The sequence below is a fragment of the Novosphingobium umbonatum genome (genome assembly GCF_004005905.1).
In the GTDB taxonomy this organism is placed as follows: Bacteria; Pseudomonadota; Alphaproteobacteria; order Sphingomonadales; family Sphingomonadaceae; genus Novosphingobium; species Novosphingobium umbonatum.
This window is the reverse complement of the sequence record NZ_SACO01000016.1, coordinates 44,795-60,105: the sequence shown is the minus strand read 5'-3', so window position 1 is coordinate 60,105 and position 15,311 is coordinate 44,795. Positions and strand designations below refer to the sequence as shown.

The following is a 15,311-nucleotide window of genomic DNA, read 5'->3' as shown; positions in this document are numbered from 1 at the left end:
GGCAAAATTGGCGGAAAATCAGGCGGCGAGCGAAGGATTGCGATAACGCTCGTGCAGGAAGTGGATGATCTCGCTGCGCGCATCGGCATAGGCGGGCAGATCGATCACGCTCAGGCGTCCACGCGGACGGGGCAGATCGACCGCCAGATCCTGCCCGATGCGGGCCGCCGGACCATTGGTCATCATCACCACGCGATCGGACAAAAGCACCGCCTCGTCCACGTCATGGGTGATCATCAACACGGTGTTGTTGAGCCGCGCCTGCAGGTCCATCACCACGTCCTGCAAAGCCGCACGGGTCAGAGCGTCCAGCGCGCCGAAAGGCTCGTCCATCAGCAAGACGCGGGGCTGCATGGCAATGGCGCGGGCAATGCCCACACGTTGCTTCATACCGCCCGAAATCTCGCCGGGGCGCTTCTTGGCGGCATGGGCCATCTGCACCAGTTCCAGATTATGCATCACCCAGTCGCGCTGTTCATTGCGGCTCTTGCCCTGTGCGGTTTTGGACACGGCCAGCGCAACATTTTCCTCCACCGTCAGCCAAGGCAGCAGCGAATGGTCCTGAAACACCACGGCGCGGTCCGGGCCGGGGCGGTCAATCACTTCGCCATCCAGAAAGATCACACCCTTGGTCGGCGTGTTCAGCCCCGCCACGGCGTTGAGAAGCGTGGACTTGCCGCAACCCGAATGGCCGATCAGTGCAACAAACTGGCCCTTTTCAATATTGAGGTCCACCTTGTCGAGCGCGCAAAAGGGGCCGGATTTGGTGGGGAATTCCACCGTGATGCCTTCCAGCGCGAGATAGGAACGTTGCTTCATGGAAACTATCCTTTGGGTATAGGCGATCAGGAACGGGCGATCAGGCGGCCAATCAGGCCCACGATCCGGTCAAGCGCAAAGCCGACGACGCCAATCCAAACCAGAGCGACAATCGTGTCGGACAGCAGCGAGCTATTGTAGCTATCCCAGATGAAGAAGCCGATACCCGTGCCGCCCTGCACCATCTCGGCCGCCACGATCGCCAGCCAGCTCATGCCAACGCCGATGCGCAGGCCAGTGAACATGTGCGGCACGCAGGCGGGCAGCACGATACGGATGAAATATTCCGCCGGATTGAGCGCCAGAACCTTGGCCACATTGCGATATTGCGAAGGGATATTCTGCACGCCCACCGCCGTGTTCATGATGATCGGCCAGATCGCCGTCACAAAGATCAGGAAGATGGCCGAGGGCTGGGCTTCCTGAAACATGGCAAGACTGATCGGCAACCATGCCAGCGGCGGCACGGTGCGCAACACCTGAAACAGCGGGTCCAGCGCGCGGAAGGCATATTTGTTGGTCCCCACCAACATGCCCAGCGCCACGCCGACCACGGCAGCCAGCGTATAGCCCTTGAGCACGCGGGCCAGCGACTTCATGATATGGCCACCGATGCCCACATCGCCGCCGTCCTGAATGTCGGGCACCAGTCCGTGGAACTCCACGCCCTTGAGCGGATGCATGATCACCTCATGCGATTCCTCCCACACCTTGCCCGGGCTGGGCAGCGCGGATTCCGGGCTGCTGCAGGCCATGGACCATGCCAGCAACAGAATGGCCAACATCATCACCGTAGGCAGCACGGTCGAGGCCAGCGCCTGCAACCGGATCAACACCGGATGGCGGGGGGCGGTCATCACAGGCAATACCTTTCGGACAATGGCCGAAGCGGGATAGCGCAGGATGACCGCTTCTCCACCGGCAGAAGATGGGGCGTTTTCCGCCGGCGGAGTGATGGTTTCGGGCGCGGTGGCCATCGCTTATCCTCCCTTAAACGCGCTTGATGCCCAGGCTGGCCAGATAGGCGTCAGGCTTGCCTGGATCGAAGACCTTGCCGTCAAAGAAGCGTTCGGGCCCACGGCTGTCGCCCGGAGGCACTGGCACGCCGCCCACCTTGGCCGCCGCCGCGCGCCAGATATCGGCGCGGTTGACCTTGGCGATGGTGGCCCCGCGGTTGAGGTTCATCGGCAATTTGCCCCAGCGCTGGTTTTCCACCAGGAACCACAGATCATGGCTCTTGAAGGGGAAGGAGGCATGGTTGGCGAGGAACTTCATCCTGAACGGCGCATTGGGAATGTTGCGCCCGTCACCCATGGCGAAATTGCCCTGCAGACGGCTCGCAATATCGCCCACCGGAACCTTCAGGTAATCTCGGCCCGAGATCATCATCGCCAGACGGCTGACATTGGCGGGATTATCGGCCCATTTCTGCGCCTCGATAATGGCGGCGGTAATGGCAATGGCAGCATTGGGATGCGCGGCCACCCAATCGGCGCGCATGGTAAAGCTCTTTTCGGGGTGGTTCATCCACATCTGGCCGGTGGAAACCGCCGTATAGCCCAGCTTCTGGTCCACCAATTGCGCATTCCATGGTTCACCCACGCAGAAGGCGTCCATCGTGCCCGCCTTCATATTGGCCACCATCTGCGGAGGCGGCACGGTGATCAGGTCCACATCCTTGTCCGGATCAATACCACCAGCGGCCAGCCAATAGCGGATCCACAGGTCATGCGTGCCGCCGGGGAAGGTCATCGCCATGGTGATCTTTTTGCCGCTGGCCTTTTTCTGGGCGATAATGCCCTTCATCTTGCCAGCGTTAAGGTCGGCCTTGGCCGCCAGATATTCCTTGTCGACCGAAATGCCCTGCCCATTGGTGTTGAGGCGGGCCAGAATGCTCATCGGCGTGGTGCGGGCCTGTACGCCCAAGGTCAGGAAATAGGCCATAGGGGTCAGCAGATGCGCGCCATCAATGCCGCCGCCACCGCTGCCCAGCACCAGATTGTCGCGCGTGGCGCCCCAGCTGGCCTGCTTCACCAATTGCACATCGGGCATGCCATATTTGGCAAACAGGCCCAATTCCTTGGCCACAATCAAAGGCGCGGCGTCCGTCAGTGCGATAAAGCCCAGCTTGGCGCCCTTCACCTCGGGCGGACCACCAGCGGCCAGCGCGGGTGCCGACAACAGGCCCTCACCCAGAGCGGCAGCGGCTACGCCAGCGCCGGTCTTGAGCAGGCTGCGCCGGTTGAAAACCGTGCGGTTGCGGTCGGAAACGTCATCTTGTGCCATTGTCCCACATCCCTGTTTAAAATCGCCTTGGGGCATGCCCAGCCATCGCACGCAGTTTTCGGACACAGGATCTCGTTGCGGAAAGCGCGCCATCGCGCGCCATTCGCCAAGCCAAAGCCCAAAACGCAAAAAACCGCCTCGATCCGCTTCCTCAATTGGAACAGATCGGGCGGCTTCGTTGCCACGTAAAATTGCTGTTTGGTCCCCTCAGCGGAAAAGCCCCGTCCTTGGTGCTTCCCTCCTGAACCATGGATGTGAAGCTAAGTCAGGGCCCGCCGATTCCGCAAGCGCTTCTTGTGCACTGCGGCAAGTTATACGCTATTTGGCGTATAAGTCCTGTTGGATATACTCATACATCTGATCCGGATCGAAGAAACGTCCATCAAAATAGGCATTTCCGCCCAGAGTTATCGCGCCCTGCTGCGTTCCGACAACCATCGGCTGATGCAAGCTGCCCTCGACCTTGGAGGAGGCACCGGGCAAAGGCGCCTCGCTGCCCATCATGGCGCTGCGGTAGACATCAGGGCGGAACACCCTGCCCGCCGCCGCCGCATCCGTTTCGCTATAGGCCGAACCGTCCCAACGCAACATCTGGGTGTATAGCCATTGCGCCTGACTGACCCATGGGAAATTGGCGACTTCACGGTATTGGAACATGAAATCGGGGTAATGGACCAGATCCCCTCCGCGATGAAGCAACAGACGATCGGCCAGCGCGCGCTGGATCAAATCGACATTGCCATCGAGATATTCGGCGCGGGCCAGAATGGCAGCATTGTCCAGTAAGGCTTCCGGATCAATGAATTGCTGCGCAGCACGGTGCAGGGCCCGCACCAAAGCCTCCACTTCCTCGCGCCGCTCGGCCATCACCGGCTCGCGCATGGCCAGAACCTTTTCCACCCCGCGCCGCCAGATTTGCGCGGTAGCCAGAACGATCACTCCCGCGCCGCGTTCCACCGCCACGCTGTTCCATGGCTCGCCAACGCAAATGGCATCCACCTCGCCCGCCTCCAGCGCATCGGCGCAGAAAGGGGGCGGAACCGTCGAAATCTCTACGTCCTCGTCGGGCCGGATGCCGCAAGCGGCCAGCCAGTAGCGCAGCATGTAATTATGGCTGGAATAGCGATGGACCACGCCAAAACGCAAAGGATCACCCGCCGCCTTGCGCGCCAAGGCGACATCCCGCAAGGCCGCCCCCACCTTGGCCGGTTCCCCCAGCCCCCCTGTCGGGCACACTTGCGCCGCCAGTTCGGGCCGCATGGTGATGGCATTACCATTGAGCCCCAGCACGAAAGGCACCGCCAAAGGCTGGGCCGGACGCCCGCGCCCCAACGTCGTGGCAATCGCCAAAGGCGCGACCATATGCGCAGCATCGGTATGGCCATACAGCAGCCGGTCGAGCACGGTCGCCCAGCTGACATCCTTGACCAGATGCAGGCTTAGCCCTTCATCCGTCGCAAAGCCGTGCTCATGCGCCAGAATGGGCAGCGCGGCATCCACCAGCGGCAGAAAACCGATCGAAAATTTGGTGGCCATTTCAAACGCCTCCCATCAATTTTTGTGCCGTCACCACCGCTTCGGCAATGTCCACCAGACGGCGCCCCTGATTCATCGCGGTCTTGCGCAATTCGGCATAGGCTTGCGGCTCGCTCAGCCCCCTGCTCTGCATCAGGATGCGCTTGGCTGCGTCCACTGCCTCACGCTCGGCCAATTTGCTGCGTGCATCGGCGAGATCGGTTTGTAGGCGCGAAAAGGCATGAAACCGGCGAATGGCCAGATCGAGGATCGAGCGGATGCGATGCTGGGCGAAGCCGTCCACCACATAAGCCGAAACACCCGCATCAATGCTGGCGCCGATGGATTCCTCGTCGGTTTCATCGACAAACATGGCAATGGGCCGAGCCAAGGCGCGACTAACCGCGAAATACTCCTCCAGCACGTCTCGACTGGGATTTCCCAGATCCATCAGCACGATATCAGGGTCTATCTCGGAAATACGACGCACCAATCCCCGCCGTTCCGTCACGACGAAAATCTCGCAATCGCCCAATTCGGCCAGCCCGTCTTGCATGACGCTGGCGCGAACGGCGCTCTCATCGATGATCGCTACACGCATGGGCGCAAGGGTGGGCAGAGGGCGAACGATTGGCAAGAGGCTTTCTGTTTGGCAGCCCATAGCGTGAGTTTTGCCCCTTGCATCACCCCGCGCTTGGCGGCATGAGGGAGGCAATAGCTGCTCTGCAAAGGCGTGGAGCTGGCTTGAAACCTTTTCGATTCTCTTCCGGCAAAGGCGCCGCCCGATTTACGGAGCTGCCCCCTTGCCTGTCCTGCCCCCCCCTTCACCGCCAGATCACCGCCACCAGAAAAGCGGCGAAAAGCAACGCGCTAACGCCTTTCCAAAAGGCGACCGGATGGCGCTCGATCAAGGGCAACGGGCGCAAGGCCACCCGCTCTACGGCCGCTCCGCCCTCCAGCGCGCGCAGCAATTCCACCACATCGCCAAACCTTGCCGAGGGCTCCACGGCCACCGCCTGCATCAAGGCGGCATCCAGCCATGCGGGCAATTCGGGGCGACGCTTGCTGGGCGAGGCCGGTTGGCGGAAACGCGGACGGCTGAACGGTTCCGGCTCGCCAAAGGGCCAGTGGCGGGTGAACAGGCGCCACAGGGTAACCCCCAGCGCGAATTGGTCGCTCGCCTCGCTGCCCTGTTCGCCGTCGAACATTTCGGGCGCCAGATAGCCCGGCGTGCCGGGGATTTCCTCGACGATCGCCTCCTCGATACGCGGCAGGCGCGCTACGCCCAGATCGATCAGCTTCAGCCCGCCATCCTCGGTCAGGATCACATTGTCCGGTTTGATATCGCGATGGATGATGCCCTGCCGATGCAAGGCCGCGACCGCGCGGGTCAGTTTCACCGCAATAGCGAGAGCCTCCTCCAGTCCCAGAGGCGAGGCCAGACGCTGTTCCAAGGTCACGCCCGCATAATAGGGCTGCACGCCATACAGCCGCGTCTGGCGGTCCTGCGGCACAGGAATGCTGCCGCCGACAAAGGGGCTGCTCACGCGGCTTGCCACCAGCATTTCACGGGTGAAGGCCGCGCGCGCGGCATGGTCGGACAAAAGACTGGGCTTGGGAAATTTAACCACCACCTGCGCCCCGCCGACCGTGTCATGGGCAAGGAAAAGGCTGGTGCTGCGCCCCTCGGCCAACAGCTTGTCGAGGCGGAAACCATCCACGCTTTCCCCCTCCACCGGCGGCGGCAGCAGAGGCAGGCGCGCCATATCACCCGCAATCGCATCATGGCCCAGCGCGGGCAGGCTCACCACATCCAGCACCAGCGCGGTGGCATTATCCTGCCCCCCTGCGGCCAGCGCAGCATCGACCAAAGCCTGCGCATCAGCCTGAGCCGAATGGCGTTGGCTCAGAATTTTCTCGATTTTTCGCGCGTTCAACACGCCATGCACGCCATCGCTGGTCAACAGCAACCGGTCATGCTCGGTCAGCTCCAACTGGTGATGGTCAAGCCGCAACTGCTCCTCCAGCCCCAGTCCGCGCAGCAGGATATGGCGGCGGTCGGGATGGGCGTGGGTATGGTCGGTCGTGATCAACTGCAGCCGCCCTTCGCGCAGCAACCAGGCGCGGCTGTCCCCCACATGGCAAACATGCACGCGACGCCCGCGAAGGACCAATGCGGTGAAAGTGGTGGCAGCATGAGCCAAAGTCTCGCCCCGCCCCATCGCGGCCAGCCAGCGGTTGTAGGGCGCCATCACGCGATGCACCGCTGCGGCCACGCCAATCGAATCGCTTTGCGCGTAATAACCCTCGATCAGGCTGCGCACGGCCAGTTCGGCCGCCTCGCGCCCTCCCTGCCCGCCGCTGACCCCGTCGGCCAGCGCGGCCACCATGCCACGCCGCATCCGCTCGGTTTCGCTGGCAAGGTAAACCCCTGCAAAATCCTGATTATTGGCACGCGGGCCGCATTCGCTGGCCACACCGGCCGCTGCCCACAATCTGCCCTCTTCACGCATGGCTTTTGGCCCCTCTCGCATACACACGCGATTGGGGCGCTGGTCAGGCAAGCCGTCAAGACGCTAAAAACACCTTCGCACCGGAGTTCGCTTCCATGACTGAGAAAACCTTCTGGCAATCCGGCCATCGGCCCACGCTGATCATGGCCTTCCTTTATTTCGACGTGGCCTTCATGGTCTGGAACCTGCTTGGCCCGCTGGCACCGATCTTTTCCAAGGCGCTGGCGCTCAGCCCCGCGCAAAAGGGTTTTGTGGTGGCTGTGCCCACTTTGGCGGGCGCGGTGCTACGTCTGGTCAACGGTTTCCTTGCCGACCGGATCGGCCAGAAAGTGACCGGCATTATCAGCCAGATCGTGGTGATTGCAGGCCTGCTGGCCGCATGGGCCATGGGTGTGAACTCGATGGAAGCGCTGATTCTGGTCGGCGTGGTGCTTGGCTTTGCGGGCGCCTCTTTCGCCGTGGCTTTGCCCTTGGCGGGCCGCTGGTATCCGCCCCAGCATCAAGGCAAAGCGATGGGCATTGCTGGCATGGGCAATTCGGGCACCGTGCTGGCCGCACTTTTCGCGCCTTTGCTGGCCAAGGCCTTTGGCTGGAGCAACGTGCTGGCGCTGGCCACCATTCCGGCCGTGCTGGTGTTCATCGCCTTTGTGCTGCTGGCCAAGGATAGCCCCAACCAGCCCAAACCCAAGCCCTTGGGTCAGTATATTGCCGGTTATTTCAAAATGTTGGCCGAGGGCGATGCCTGGTGGTTCATCCTGTTTTACGGCGTGACCTTTGGCGGCTTTGTCGGCCTGTCGGGGTCGCTGCCCAGCTGGTTCACCACCGAACTGTCGATGACGCCGGTGCAGGCAGGCTATGCCACCGCCGCTTGCGTGTTTGCTGGTTCTCTGGTGCGCCCCTTTGGCGGCGCGCTGGCCGACCGCATTGGCGGCATCAAGACCCTGTCGGGCGTCTATGCATTGGCCGCGGTGCTGCTGGTGATCATCTCGCAGGCTCCGATCAGCTTTGGCGCGATGTTCCCGCTGTTTTTCGCCACGATGGCCACGCTGGGCGTGGGCAATGGCGCGGTGTTCCAGCTGGTTCCCCAGCGTTTTCGCCATGAAATCGGCGTGATGACCGGCCTTGTCGGCTTTGGCGGCGGCGTGGGCGGCTTCTACCTCGCCTCCTCGCTGGGTCTGGCCAAGCAATGGACAGGCTCGATGTCCAGCGGCTTCCTGATCTTTGCCGGACTGGCGCTGGTGGCTCTGGCGGGCCTGTCCAGCGTCAAGAAGCGCTGGCGCACGACCTGGGGCGCAGCGATTGGCGGCGTGCGCATCTGATAGGGCAATGTGGCGCGGGGATGGCGGCTTTACTCCACCCATTCCCGCGCCAGATATCGCCCACCGGCCATCATCAGTGCTGCGGCGAGAAGATAGAAACCCAACCCCAGCAAAATGGCGTGGCGCAAGGCATCATCGCCATACGTTGGCGTCAACAAATCGGACAATTTGCCGATAGTAAGCGAGCCAAGCCCCACCCCGATCAGATTGTTGATCAACAGGAAACTGGCCGAAGCGGTCGCGCGCATCGGGGCGGGCACCAGATGCTGCACCGCGGTCAAAACCGGCCCCAACCAGAGATAGACTAAGGCTTGCGGCATCAGGAACAGCCAGAACGCCCATTGCGCCGAACCGGAAAACAGCCCCGCGACAAACAAGGGTACGCCCAACAGGAACGAAACCGCAGGCAACCACGCATAGGCGGACCGGCTGCGCCCGCCCAGCCAATCGGCAAAAATGCCGCCCGCCATCACCCCGACCGTGCCGCCAATCAGCAGCAAAAGCCCGAAAAACTGGGACGTTTGCACCAGATCCAGCCCGAATGACCGCCGCATGAGCGAAGGGAGCCAAAAGGCGAGCCCATAACCCATCATCGAACAGGAACCTGCGCCGAAAGCCAGCAGCCAGAAGCTGCGCTTGCGCGCCAGAATGGACAGCACTTCGCGCATGGCGGATGCGGCGGCGGGATTGGCGGGTTTGGGATCACGCACCAGCCATGCGAAGAGCGGGGTAAAGACCAAACCAGCCAGCCCCACCGCCAGAAAGGCCGCACGCCAGTTGACCGCCGCCGCCACATAGCCGCCCAGCAGAATCCCCGCCGCAGAGCCCAAAGGGATGCCAAGGGAATAGACGGCCAAGGCCCTTGCACGTTGTTGTGGCGGGAAAGTGTCGGAAATCAGCGCGTAGGAGGGCGCCACGCCGCCTGCCTCCCCCACACCGACGCCAAGGCGACATGCAAACATCGCCCAAAATCCCGATACAAGCCCGCAGAGCGCGGTAAAGCCGCTCCAGATGGCCAGGGATGCCGCAATGACTTTGGTGCGCCCACGCCGGTCCGCCAGCCAAGCCAGCGGCAAGCCCATGGTCGAATAGAGCAAGGCAAAGGCAAATCCGCCCAAAGCGCCCAATTGCGTGTCGGAAAGATGCAGATCGGCCTTGATTGGGCCAGCCAGAATGCCAAGGATCTGGCGGTCGATAAAATTGAATGTATAGACCACCAGAAGCATCGCCAGAACAAAGGGCGGACGCCGGTTAAACCTTGCCTCTTGCGCGGGGGCGGTTGGGGCATCACGCATGCTTCTCTCCCTTTTGGCCGTGGTATGGCGCTTCTCAACCTTGCACTTTGGGCCGGTTGCGGCATAATAGTGAAAAATGAATCACGCTTCAAATTAGAAAGCGGCCGAGCGATGCCAGAAACGAAAAATAGTCCCGCCCCCGTCGCGCCTTCCAAAGTGCCCAAGACCGAACGTGGAAGGCGCACCCTGCGCGCCCTGCTCAATGCTGCGGCCGAAGAGTTTGGCGAAAAAGGCTTTCACGATGCCGCCATCAGCCAGATCACCGCGCGGGCCGGTGTGGCAACGGGCAGTTTCTACGTCTATTTCGACAGTAAGGAAGCGATTTTTCAGGCTCTGGTGCGCGATTTGTCGGGACAAGTGAAGGATTTCGTCGCTCCGCGCATCGCCGCCGCCCCCGACCAACTGGCCGCAGAACGTGCCGGACAACTGGCCTATCTGGAATTCGTGCGCCAGCATAAAGAGATTTACCGGATCATCGATGAATCCGAATTCGTCGATCCGGCGGCCTATCGCGAACATTACACCCAATCGGCAACCCGCATCGCTGCGCGCTTACAAGCCGCTGCCGAACGTGGTGAAATCAGCGATGGCAATGCCGAAGTGCGGGCGTGGGCGTTGATGGGAATGAATGTGTTTCTGGGCCTACGTTTCGGCGTCTGGGGCGATGAAGCGCCTGAGGATGTGGTGGCCGAAGCCTCGCGGCTGTTGTCCGAAGGATTGGCACGACGGGAGAATGAAGCATGAGCGTTCCCCTGCCCCGCCGGTGGCTGTCGCATGATGGTCTGGAGCTTTTCGCCCGTGACTATGCCGCCAGCGAAGGTCAGGCGCGGCTGCCTGTGGTCTGCCTGCACGGCCTGACCCGCAATTCGCGTGATTTCGAGGATGTCGCGCCTTGGCTGGCGCAAAGGCAAAGGCGCGTGCTGGCGCTGGATATGCGCGGGCGCGGCCATTCGGCATGGGATCCGGCGGGAAATTACGATCTAGCCACTTATGTGGCTGACATCAAAGGCCTGCTCGACCGATTGGGCATTGCCAGGGCGGTGTTTGTCGGCACATCCATGGGCGGTTTGATCACGATCGAACTGGGCACCGCCTATCCCGATCTGGTGGCGGGTGCGGTGATCAATGATATTGGGCCGCAACTCTCGATTGTCGGCCTGACGCGCATCGCCAGCTATGTCGGACAAGGCCAGCCCCTGGCCAATTGGCAAGCGGCAGCCGACGTTTGCGCGCGGCTCAACGCGGATGTTTTCGCCCATTATGGCGCTCAGGATTGGCTGGCCATGGCCCATCGCATGTTCCGCGAGGAACAAGGGCAGATTGTCGCCGATTATGATCCTGCCATCGCCCAGGCTTTGGCCCGCATTGTCGCCGATCCTGACCCTTGGGCCAAGTGGCATGGCTTTGCCGACAAACGCCCTGTTCTGGTGCTGCGCGGTTCGGTCACCGATTTGCTGGAGGCAGAAGTAGCAGAAGCCATGGTGGCGGGAAAACCCCAGGCGACACTGGCCACGGTTCCGGGCATCGGCCACGCCCCCATGATGGACGAACCAGATGCACGCCTAGCGCTGGAGGCATTTTTTAGCGCGATGGATTAATATTTTACCGCAAGTCTTCTCGCAGCAAAAACCCCGCAGGTTTCACGGCCTGCGGGGTTTTTGTTATACCCTGATCAAATTTGGCAGAGGAGCCCGCGCGAGGCGAGCCCCTCCCCTTGCCATCTTCAGAAGTTGATCGTGGCCGTGGCAAAAACCTGACGCGGATTGCCCCAATAGGTGGTCAACACGCCTTCCTTGCCCAGCGTAGGGATCAGATTGCCTGCTGCATTGGTGGTCAGCGCGCCCGTCACAGCATTGCCCGCCACATAGGTATAACCCGAGGTCTTGTAACGCTTGTCGGCCAGATTCTTGCCATAAACGCCCAAGGTCCAGCGGCCACCGGGCGCGCGATAGACGAGGCTGGCATCCAATAGCGCATAGGCAGGCTGATCAAGGTAGGGATTGGGCACTTCGAACTGGTAAGTCGTGCTCTTCCACGAAACCCCGCCCGTCAGATCCAACGAACCGCTGGGAACCGGCAAGGCATAGGTCGCCGAAGCATTGCCAGTCCACGCAGGCGTGTTCTGGACCTTGCGGTTGGCAGCCACATCGGTTGGTTGGCCAGCGATCAGCGTGATATATTGGCGATATTTCGCATCAATATAGCCCAAAGAGCCATTGAGCGAGAGCGCGCCCAGCTTTACCCGCGCCTCTGCCTCGACGCCCTGCATCCGCGCCTTGCCCGCGTTGGACACCACGCCGCAGAAACTGGGCAGGCCCGCCACGGTACAAGCAACCGAGCCCGGAATCTGCACGTCGGTATAATCCATGCGGAAAGCGGCGAGGTTCAAAGCCAGCTTACGGTCGAATAGACGGGTTTTCAGGCCCAATTCATAGCTGTCCACCTTCTCCGGCCGGAAGCTGAGGTATTGGCCCTGAGAGACACCCGCAGGGGCATTGACGCCCACACCGCGCGGGTCGAAACCGCCTCCTTTGAAACCTTGGCTATAACTGGCGTAAAGCGTGTTGGCGCTGTCGGGCTTCCAATTGACCGAAACGCGGGGAGTAAACTTGTTATAGCTGGCGCTGCCAAGGAAGTTCGTGCTGGGATTGCCAAAGGCCGTCCCTGCCCCGCCAAACACTGGCGATCCGCCGCCCAGATAGTTTTGACGCAAAATCTGCGCGTTACGCTTGTCCCACGTATAGCGACCGCCCGCCTCCAGACTGATCTGGTCGGTGATGTCATAGCTCATATTGACGAAGCCGGCCATCGTGTCGGTGCGGATATTGGCATTGGTAAAGGCCGTCAGCCCCGCCAGCGTGGTGAACAGGCGAACGTCAAACTGGGTCAGCGCGGTGGCGTTGAGGTAATAGAAGCCCGCCATGCCGTTGAAGCGGCCCTTGCTGTAAAGCACCTGAAGTTCCTGACTCCATTGCTTGTTGCGATAATAGGCAGGAACATCAACGTCTTGCGATGCGGTGGCGTCGAAATCGATCGGCGAGGCGGAATCATCCTTGCGGAAGGCGGTGATCGAACGCAGCGTCAATTCATCGCTGGGCCGTGCTTCCAGAAACAGCGACCAGCCCCAAGCCTTTACGTCCTGTTTCGGGCTGTTCAGTCCCGCTGCCGTGTCAAACACATTGGCCAGCACCGGCGCTCCGGTCAATTGCCCCGTGATTTCGCGATGGCCGCCGCGCGGGTTGGACATATCGTGGGTCACATCGCCGGTCAGACGGGCAAAGATCTTGTCGCCATGGACCTCCAGCGTGCCACGTCCTGCCCAGATATCTTTGTTATAGTTGGAAAGTCCGGTTGTGACATTGCGCCCGAACCCGCCGCGGGTTAGCCGCGCAATCGTGCCGCTGGCGCGGAGCAATCCGTCCTTGGTTAAAGGAGAACTGAGCGTGACAATGCCATCGGCCTGATCATAATTGCCATAGGTGCCGCGCAGCCCCAAATGCAGCTTGTCATCGATCTTCTTGGTCACATATTTGATCGCGCCGCCAATCGTGTTGCGGCCGTAGAGCGTGCCTTGCGGACCGCGTAACACTTCAACGCGTTCAACGTCATAAATGTCCAAAACCGCTGCCTGCGGACGGTTGAGATAGACATCGTCAAGATAGATGCCCACGCCCTGCTCGAAACCGGATACGGGGTCTTGCTGGCCTACACCGCGAATGAAGGCGGAAAGGGTGGAGTTGGTGCCGCGTGAGGGTTCCAGCGTGACGTTGGGGACCTCATCGGCCAGCGCGGTAATGTCCCCTGCCCCCTTGGCCGCCAATTGATCGCCAGAGAAAGCCGAAATCGCAATGGGAACGCTGGTCAGCGTTTCGTTGCGGCGTCGCGCCGTAACCACAATATCGCCATTGCTGGCAGCCGGCGCTTGTTGCGCCCATGCGGTTTGCGGGGTGAAGCCGAGGGCAACGCTGCTCAACAGAAATGCGCTCATCGGACGAATGCTCTTGCGGGCAGTCACAGCCATGTTCCTCTCCTTGCGCGGCGGCTTGTTGCGCCAACATCGTGAGAGGCAGTCTATTGAAAGGTGAACCGGCTTTCAACTTTGAAATCGTTTCACGGTAAAAAATGACTTAATCACCGTGACAATCAGGTCACAAGGGCTGTGCGATGAAGGCGATCGAGCTAAGATCAGGACGATAATTCAATACCTTATTCTATTCCCATTTGTGCCAAAAGCTGCGGAATGCGGGATTTGAGGTGAAAGAAGCCCTTCTGACAATATGGCCATAGCACAAGATCCCATTGTCTTTGCACTTCGCCTAGAGTGATTCCCTCGGCGGTAAGCTTGCTGGCCCAGCACATTACCGCGTCCCGCGTGTCTCCCACAGGCAGGAAGCCGGTCAGGCATTGATCAAGCTGATGCTTTTTCATGGCTGGCTGCACGCCGGCAAGGTCATCGACCCAACCGGCTTCACAACGCCAATGGGCTGCGGCCCGTTGTAGCGCATCCTCCCCTGCCCTGCGATCGGCCAGTGTAGGGAACAGGGTGGATGGGGCAAGAATCAAACCTATTTCCATTTCAGCCAATGAACCTTCGTTTTCCAACGACAGATCTTCTGGTGTGATCAGCAAAGCCGATGGAAGAGATGCGTTAAAAGGCATTGGCTGACGCGGCGGACTTTGGGTTGGCTTTGTTGCTTCGCTTATAGCTGTTGCTGCTGTGTTAAGACCTGTCGGCGTGAAGCGCCCTTGCGTCAGGGTGCGGATCTTTTCCGGGTCGGCTAGATAATGTTTTCCTGCGGTATGCAAACCGGCAACCCAGCGCCAGGACAGAGTATTCGAGGCGGGATCTGCGTCCCTGAAATGTCGATAGGTGAAGTCTGCGCCCATTTGCCAAGGTAGGCCAAGGGTGAAAATCCAGATCGAGGCCCATTGCATGCGTGCCCAATTATGGAGGTAGCCGGTTTCGAGCAACTCTTGGGTCCAGTGATCAAAGCAATCGATCCCGGTCTTGCCGGAAATGGCAGTTTTATATGCTTCTCGAAAATCGGCTTGCTGTTGGTGCATCATCTGGCAGCTCGACAGCTCTGACTGATATCGCGTCCAAAGCGTAGGATGATGCTCCAGCCAGCCTTTCCAATATGTTCGCCAGCATATTTCGGCGATGAATTGTTCAGCGTCCTTATAGTTATGAGTGTCGAGTATGACGCGGCAAACTTCGGCTTCTGTGATGATGCGGCGTCTCAATGCTGCCGAGAGCCTAGAAACGCTTTCGTGCCGTTGTGATCCGAAGTCATAATTGCGTTGGTTTCTGTAAGCGACACCGGCTTTGGAAGCAAAAGCGTTCAATCGGTTCAGAGCGTCTGTACGGGTGAGGGGGAAAGTAGGGTTCATTCCGTCATGTGAGCATTTTGGCGCCCGTAATGAAGCTGGTCTAGCGGGCAAGCCTGTCAATCTATCTCTATTTCCTTTGGAAATGTCTGACGGGGTTAGAACGGTTAATCATAGTTAGAAAAGTTAAGCGGATTTGCCTTGCCCGTGACTCGCTGATTTTCCGCGATTCGCCG

General features: G+C 60.4%; 12 protein-coding genes. 3 read left to right on the top strand and 9 right to left on the bottom strand.

The window, feature by feature from the left end:
* Positions 1-18 precede the first annotated feature (18 nt).
* From EOE18_RS16240 to EOE18_RS16215, 6 genes are all read right to left on the bottom strand, one after another.
* A complete protein-coding gene (locus EOE18_RS16240; protein ID WP_127711462.1) occupies positions 19-819 on the bottom strand; it encodes an ABC transporter ATP-binding protein in 801 nt (266 codons plus the stop codon).
* Between the two features lie 26 nt (positions 820-845).
* Positions 846-1,796, bottom strand: coding sequence for a nitrate ABC transporter permease (gene ntrB / locus EOE18_RS16235; RefSeq protein ID WP_127711460.1), 951 nt, complete (start codon positions 1,794-1,796; stop codon positions 846-848).
* Between the two features lie 13 nt (positions 1,797-1,809).
* Entirely contained in the window at positions 1,810-3,105 is a 1,296-nt protein-coding gene (locus tag EOE18_RS16230; RefSeq protein ID WP_127711458.1) for a CmpA/NrtA family ABC transporter substrate-binding protein, read from the bottom strand.
* A 318-nt stretch (positions 3,106-3,423) separates the two neighbouring features.
* The gene (locus EOE18_RS16225) at positions 3,424-4,641 is read right to left on the bottom strand and encodes a CmpA/NrtA family ABC transporter substrate-binding protein (RefSeq protein WP_127711456.1); all 1,218 of its coding nucleotides are present in this window, start codon (positions 4,639-4,641) and stop codon (positions 3,424-3,426) included.
* 1 nt (position 4,642) lies between these two features.
* Positions 4,643-5,221: an ANTAR domain-containing response regulator gene (locus tag EOE18_RS16220; protein ID WP_127711454.1), complete on the bottom strand. Its 579-nt coding sequence runs from the start codon at positions 5,219-5,221 to the stop codon at positions 4,643-4,645.
* Positions 5,222-5,444: 223 nt separating this feature from the next.
* Positions 5,445-7,133: a bifunctional protein-serine/threonine kinase/phosphatase gene (locus EOE18_RS16215; protein WP_127711452.1), complete on the bottom strand. Its 1,689-nt coding sequence runs from the start codon at positions 7,131-7,133 to the stop codon at positions 5,445-5,447.
* Between the two features lie 95 nt (positions 7,134-7,228).
* Between EOE18_RS16215 and EOE18_RS16210 the strand changes: the two genes are divergently transcribed.
* Complete coding sequence (locus EOE18_RS16210) at positions 7,229-8,452, top strand: nitrate/nitrite transporter (RefSeq protein WP_127711450.1); 1,224 nt, start codon at positions 7,229-7,231, stop codon at positions 8,450-8,452.
* A gap of 29 nt (positions 8,453-8,481) precedes the next feature.
* On the opposite strand, the gene EOE18_RS16205 is transcribed toward EOE18_RS16210, so the two are convergent.
* On the bottom strand, positions 8,482-9,747 hold the full coding sequence (locus EOE18_RS16205; RefSeq protein ID WP_127711448.1) for a spinster family MFS transporter: 1,266 nt from the start codon (positions 9,745-9,747) through the stop codon (positions 8,482-8,484).
* Positions 9,748-9,858: 111 nt separating this feature from the next.
* Here EOE18_RS16205 and EOE18_RS16200 point away from each other — a divergent pair, with 111 nt between their 5' ends.
* A complete protein-coding gene (locus EOE18_RS16200; protein ID WP_127711446.1) occupies positions 9,859-10,491 on the top strand; it encodes a TetR/AcrR family transcriptional regulator in 633 nt (210 codons plus the stop codon).
* Positions 10,488-11,345: an alpha/beta fold hydrolase gene (locus EOE18_RS16195; RefSeq protein ID WP_127711444.1), complete on the top strand. Its 858-nt coding sequence runs from the start codon at positions 10,488-10,490 to the stop codon at positions 11,343-11,345. Before EOE18_RS16200 ends, EOE18_RS16195 begins: the two co-directional genes overlap by 4 nt.
* A 125-nt stretch (positions 11,346-11,470) precedes the next feature.
* Here the strand turns inward: EOE18_RS16195 and EOE18_RS16190 are convergent, their stop codons facing one another.
* Together EOE18_RS16190 and EOE18_RS16185 are read right to left on the bottom strand one after the other, a co-directional pair.
* Positions 11,471-13,762, bottom strand: a complete 2,292-nt coding sequence (locus tag EOE18_RS16190) for a TonB-dependent receptor (RefSeq protein ID WP_425464306.1) — start codon at positions 13,760-13,762, stop codon at positions 11,471-11,473.
* Positions 13,763-13,953: 191 nt separating this feature from the next.
* A complete protein-coding gene (locus tag EOE18_RS16185) occupies positions 13,954-15,138 on the bottom strand; it encodes an FAD-binding domain-containing protein (protein WP_127711440.1) in 1,185 nt (394 codons plus the stop codon).
* Between the last annotated feature and the right edge of the window lie 173 nt (positions 15,139-15,311).

Coding starts and splice junctions, on each gene's coding strand:
- EOE18_RS16215 (WP_127711452.1), bottom strand. CDS start 7,133: ATGCGTGAAGAGGGCAGATTGTGGGCAGCGGCCGGTGTGGCCAGCGAA.
- EOE18_RS16225 (WP_127711456.1), bottom strand. CDS start 4,641: ATGGCCACCAAATTTTCGATCGGTTTTCTGCCGCTGGTGGATGCCGCG.
- EOE18_RS16230 (WP_127711458.1), bottom strand. CDS start 3,105: ATGGCACAAGATGACGTTTCCGACCGCAACCGCACGGTTTTCAACCGG.
- ntrB (WP_127711460.1), bottom strand. CDS start 1,796: ATGGCCACCGCGCCCGAAACCATCACTCCGCCGGCGGAAAACGCCCCA.
- EOE18_RS16205 (WP_127711448.1), bottom strand. CDS start 9,747: ATGCGTGATGCCCCAACCGCCCCCGCGCAAGAGGCAAGGTTTAACCGG.
- EOE18_RS16210 (WP_127711450.1), top strand. CDS start 7,229: ATGACTGAGAAAACCTTCTGGCAATCCGGCCATCGGCCCACGCTGATC.
- EOE18_RS16220 (WP_127711454.1), bottom strand. CDS start 5,221: ATGCGTGTAGCGATCATCGATGAGAGCGCCGTTCGCGCCAGCGTCATG.
- EOE18_RS16240 (WP_127711462.1), bottom strand. CDS start 819: ATGAAGCAACGTTCCTATCTCGCGCTGGAAGGCATCACGGTGGAATTC.
- EOE18_RS16185 (WP_127711440.1), bottom strand. CDS start 15,138: ATGAACCCTACTTTCCCCCTCACCCGTACAGACGCTCTGAACCGATTG.
- EOE18_RS16200 (WP_127711446.1), top strand. CDS start 9,859: ATGCCAGAAACGAAAAATAGTCCCGCCCCCGTCGCGCCTTCCAAAGTG.
- EOE18_RS16195 (WP_127711444.1), top strand. CDS start 10,488: ATGAGCGTTCCCCTGCCCCGCCGGTGGCTGTCGCATGATGGTCTGGAG.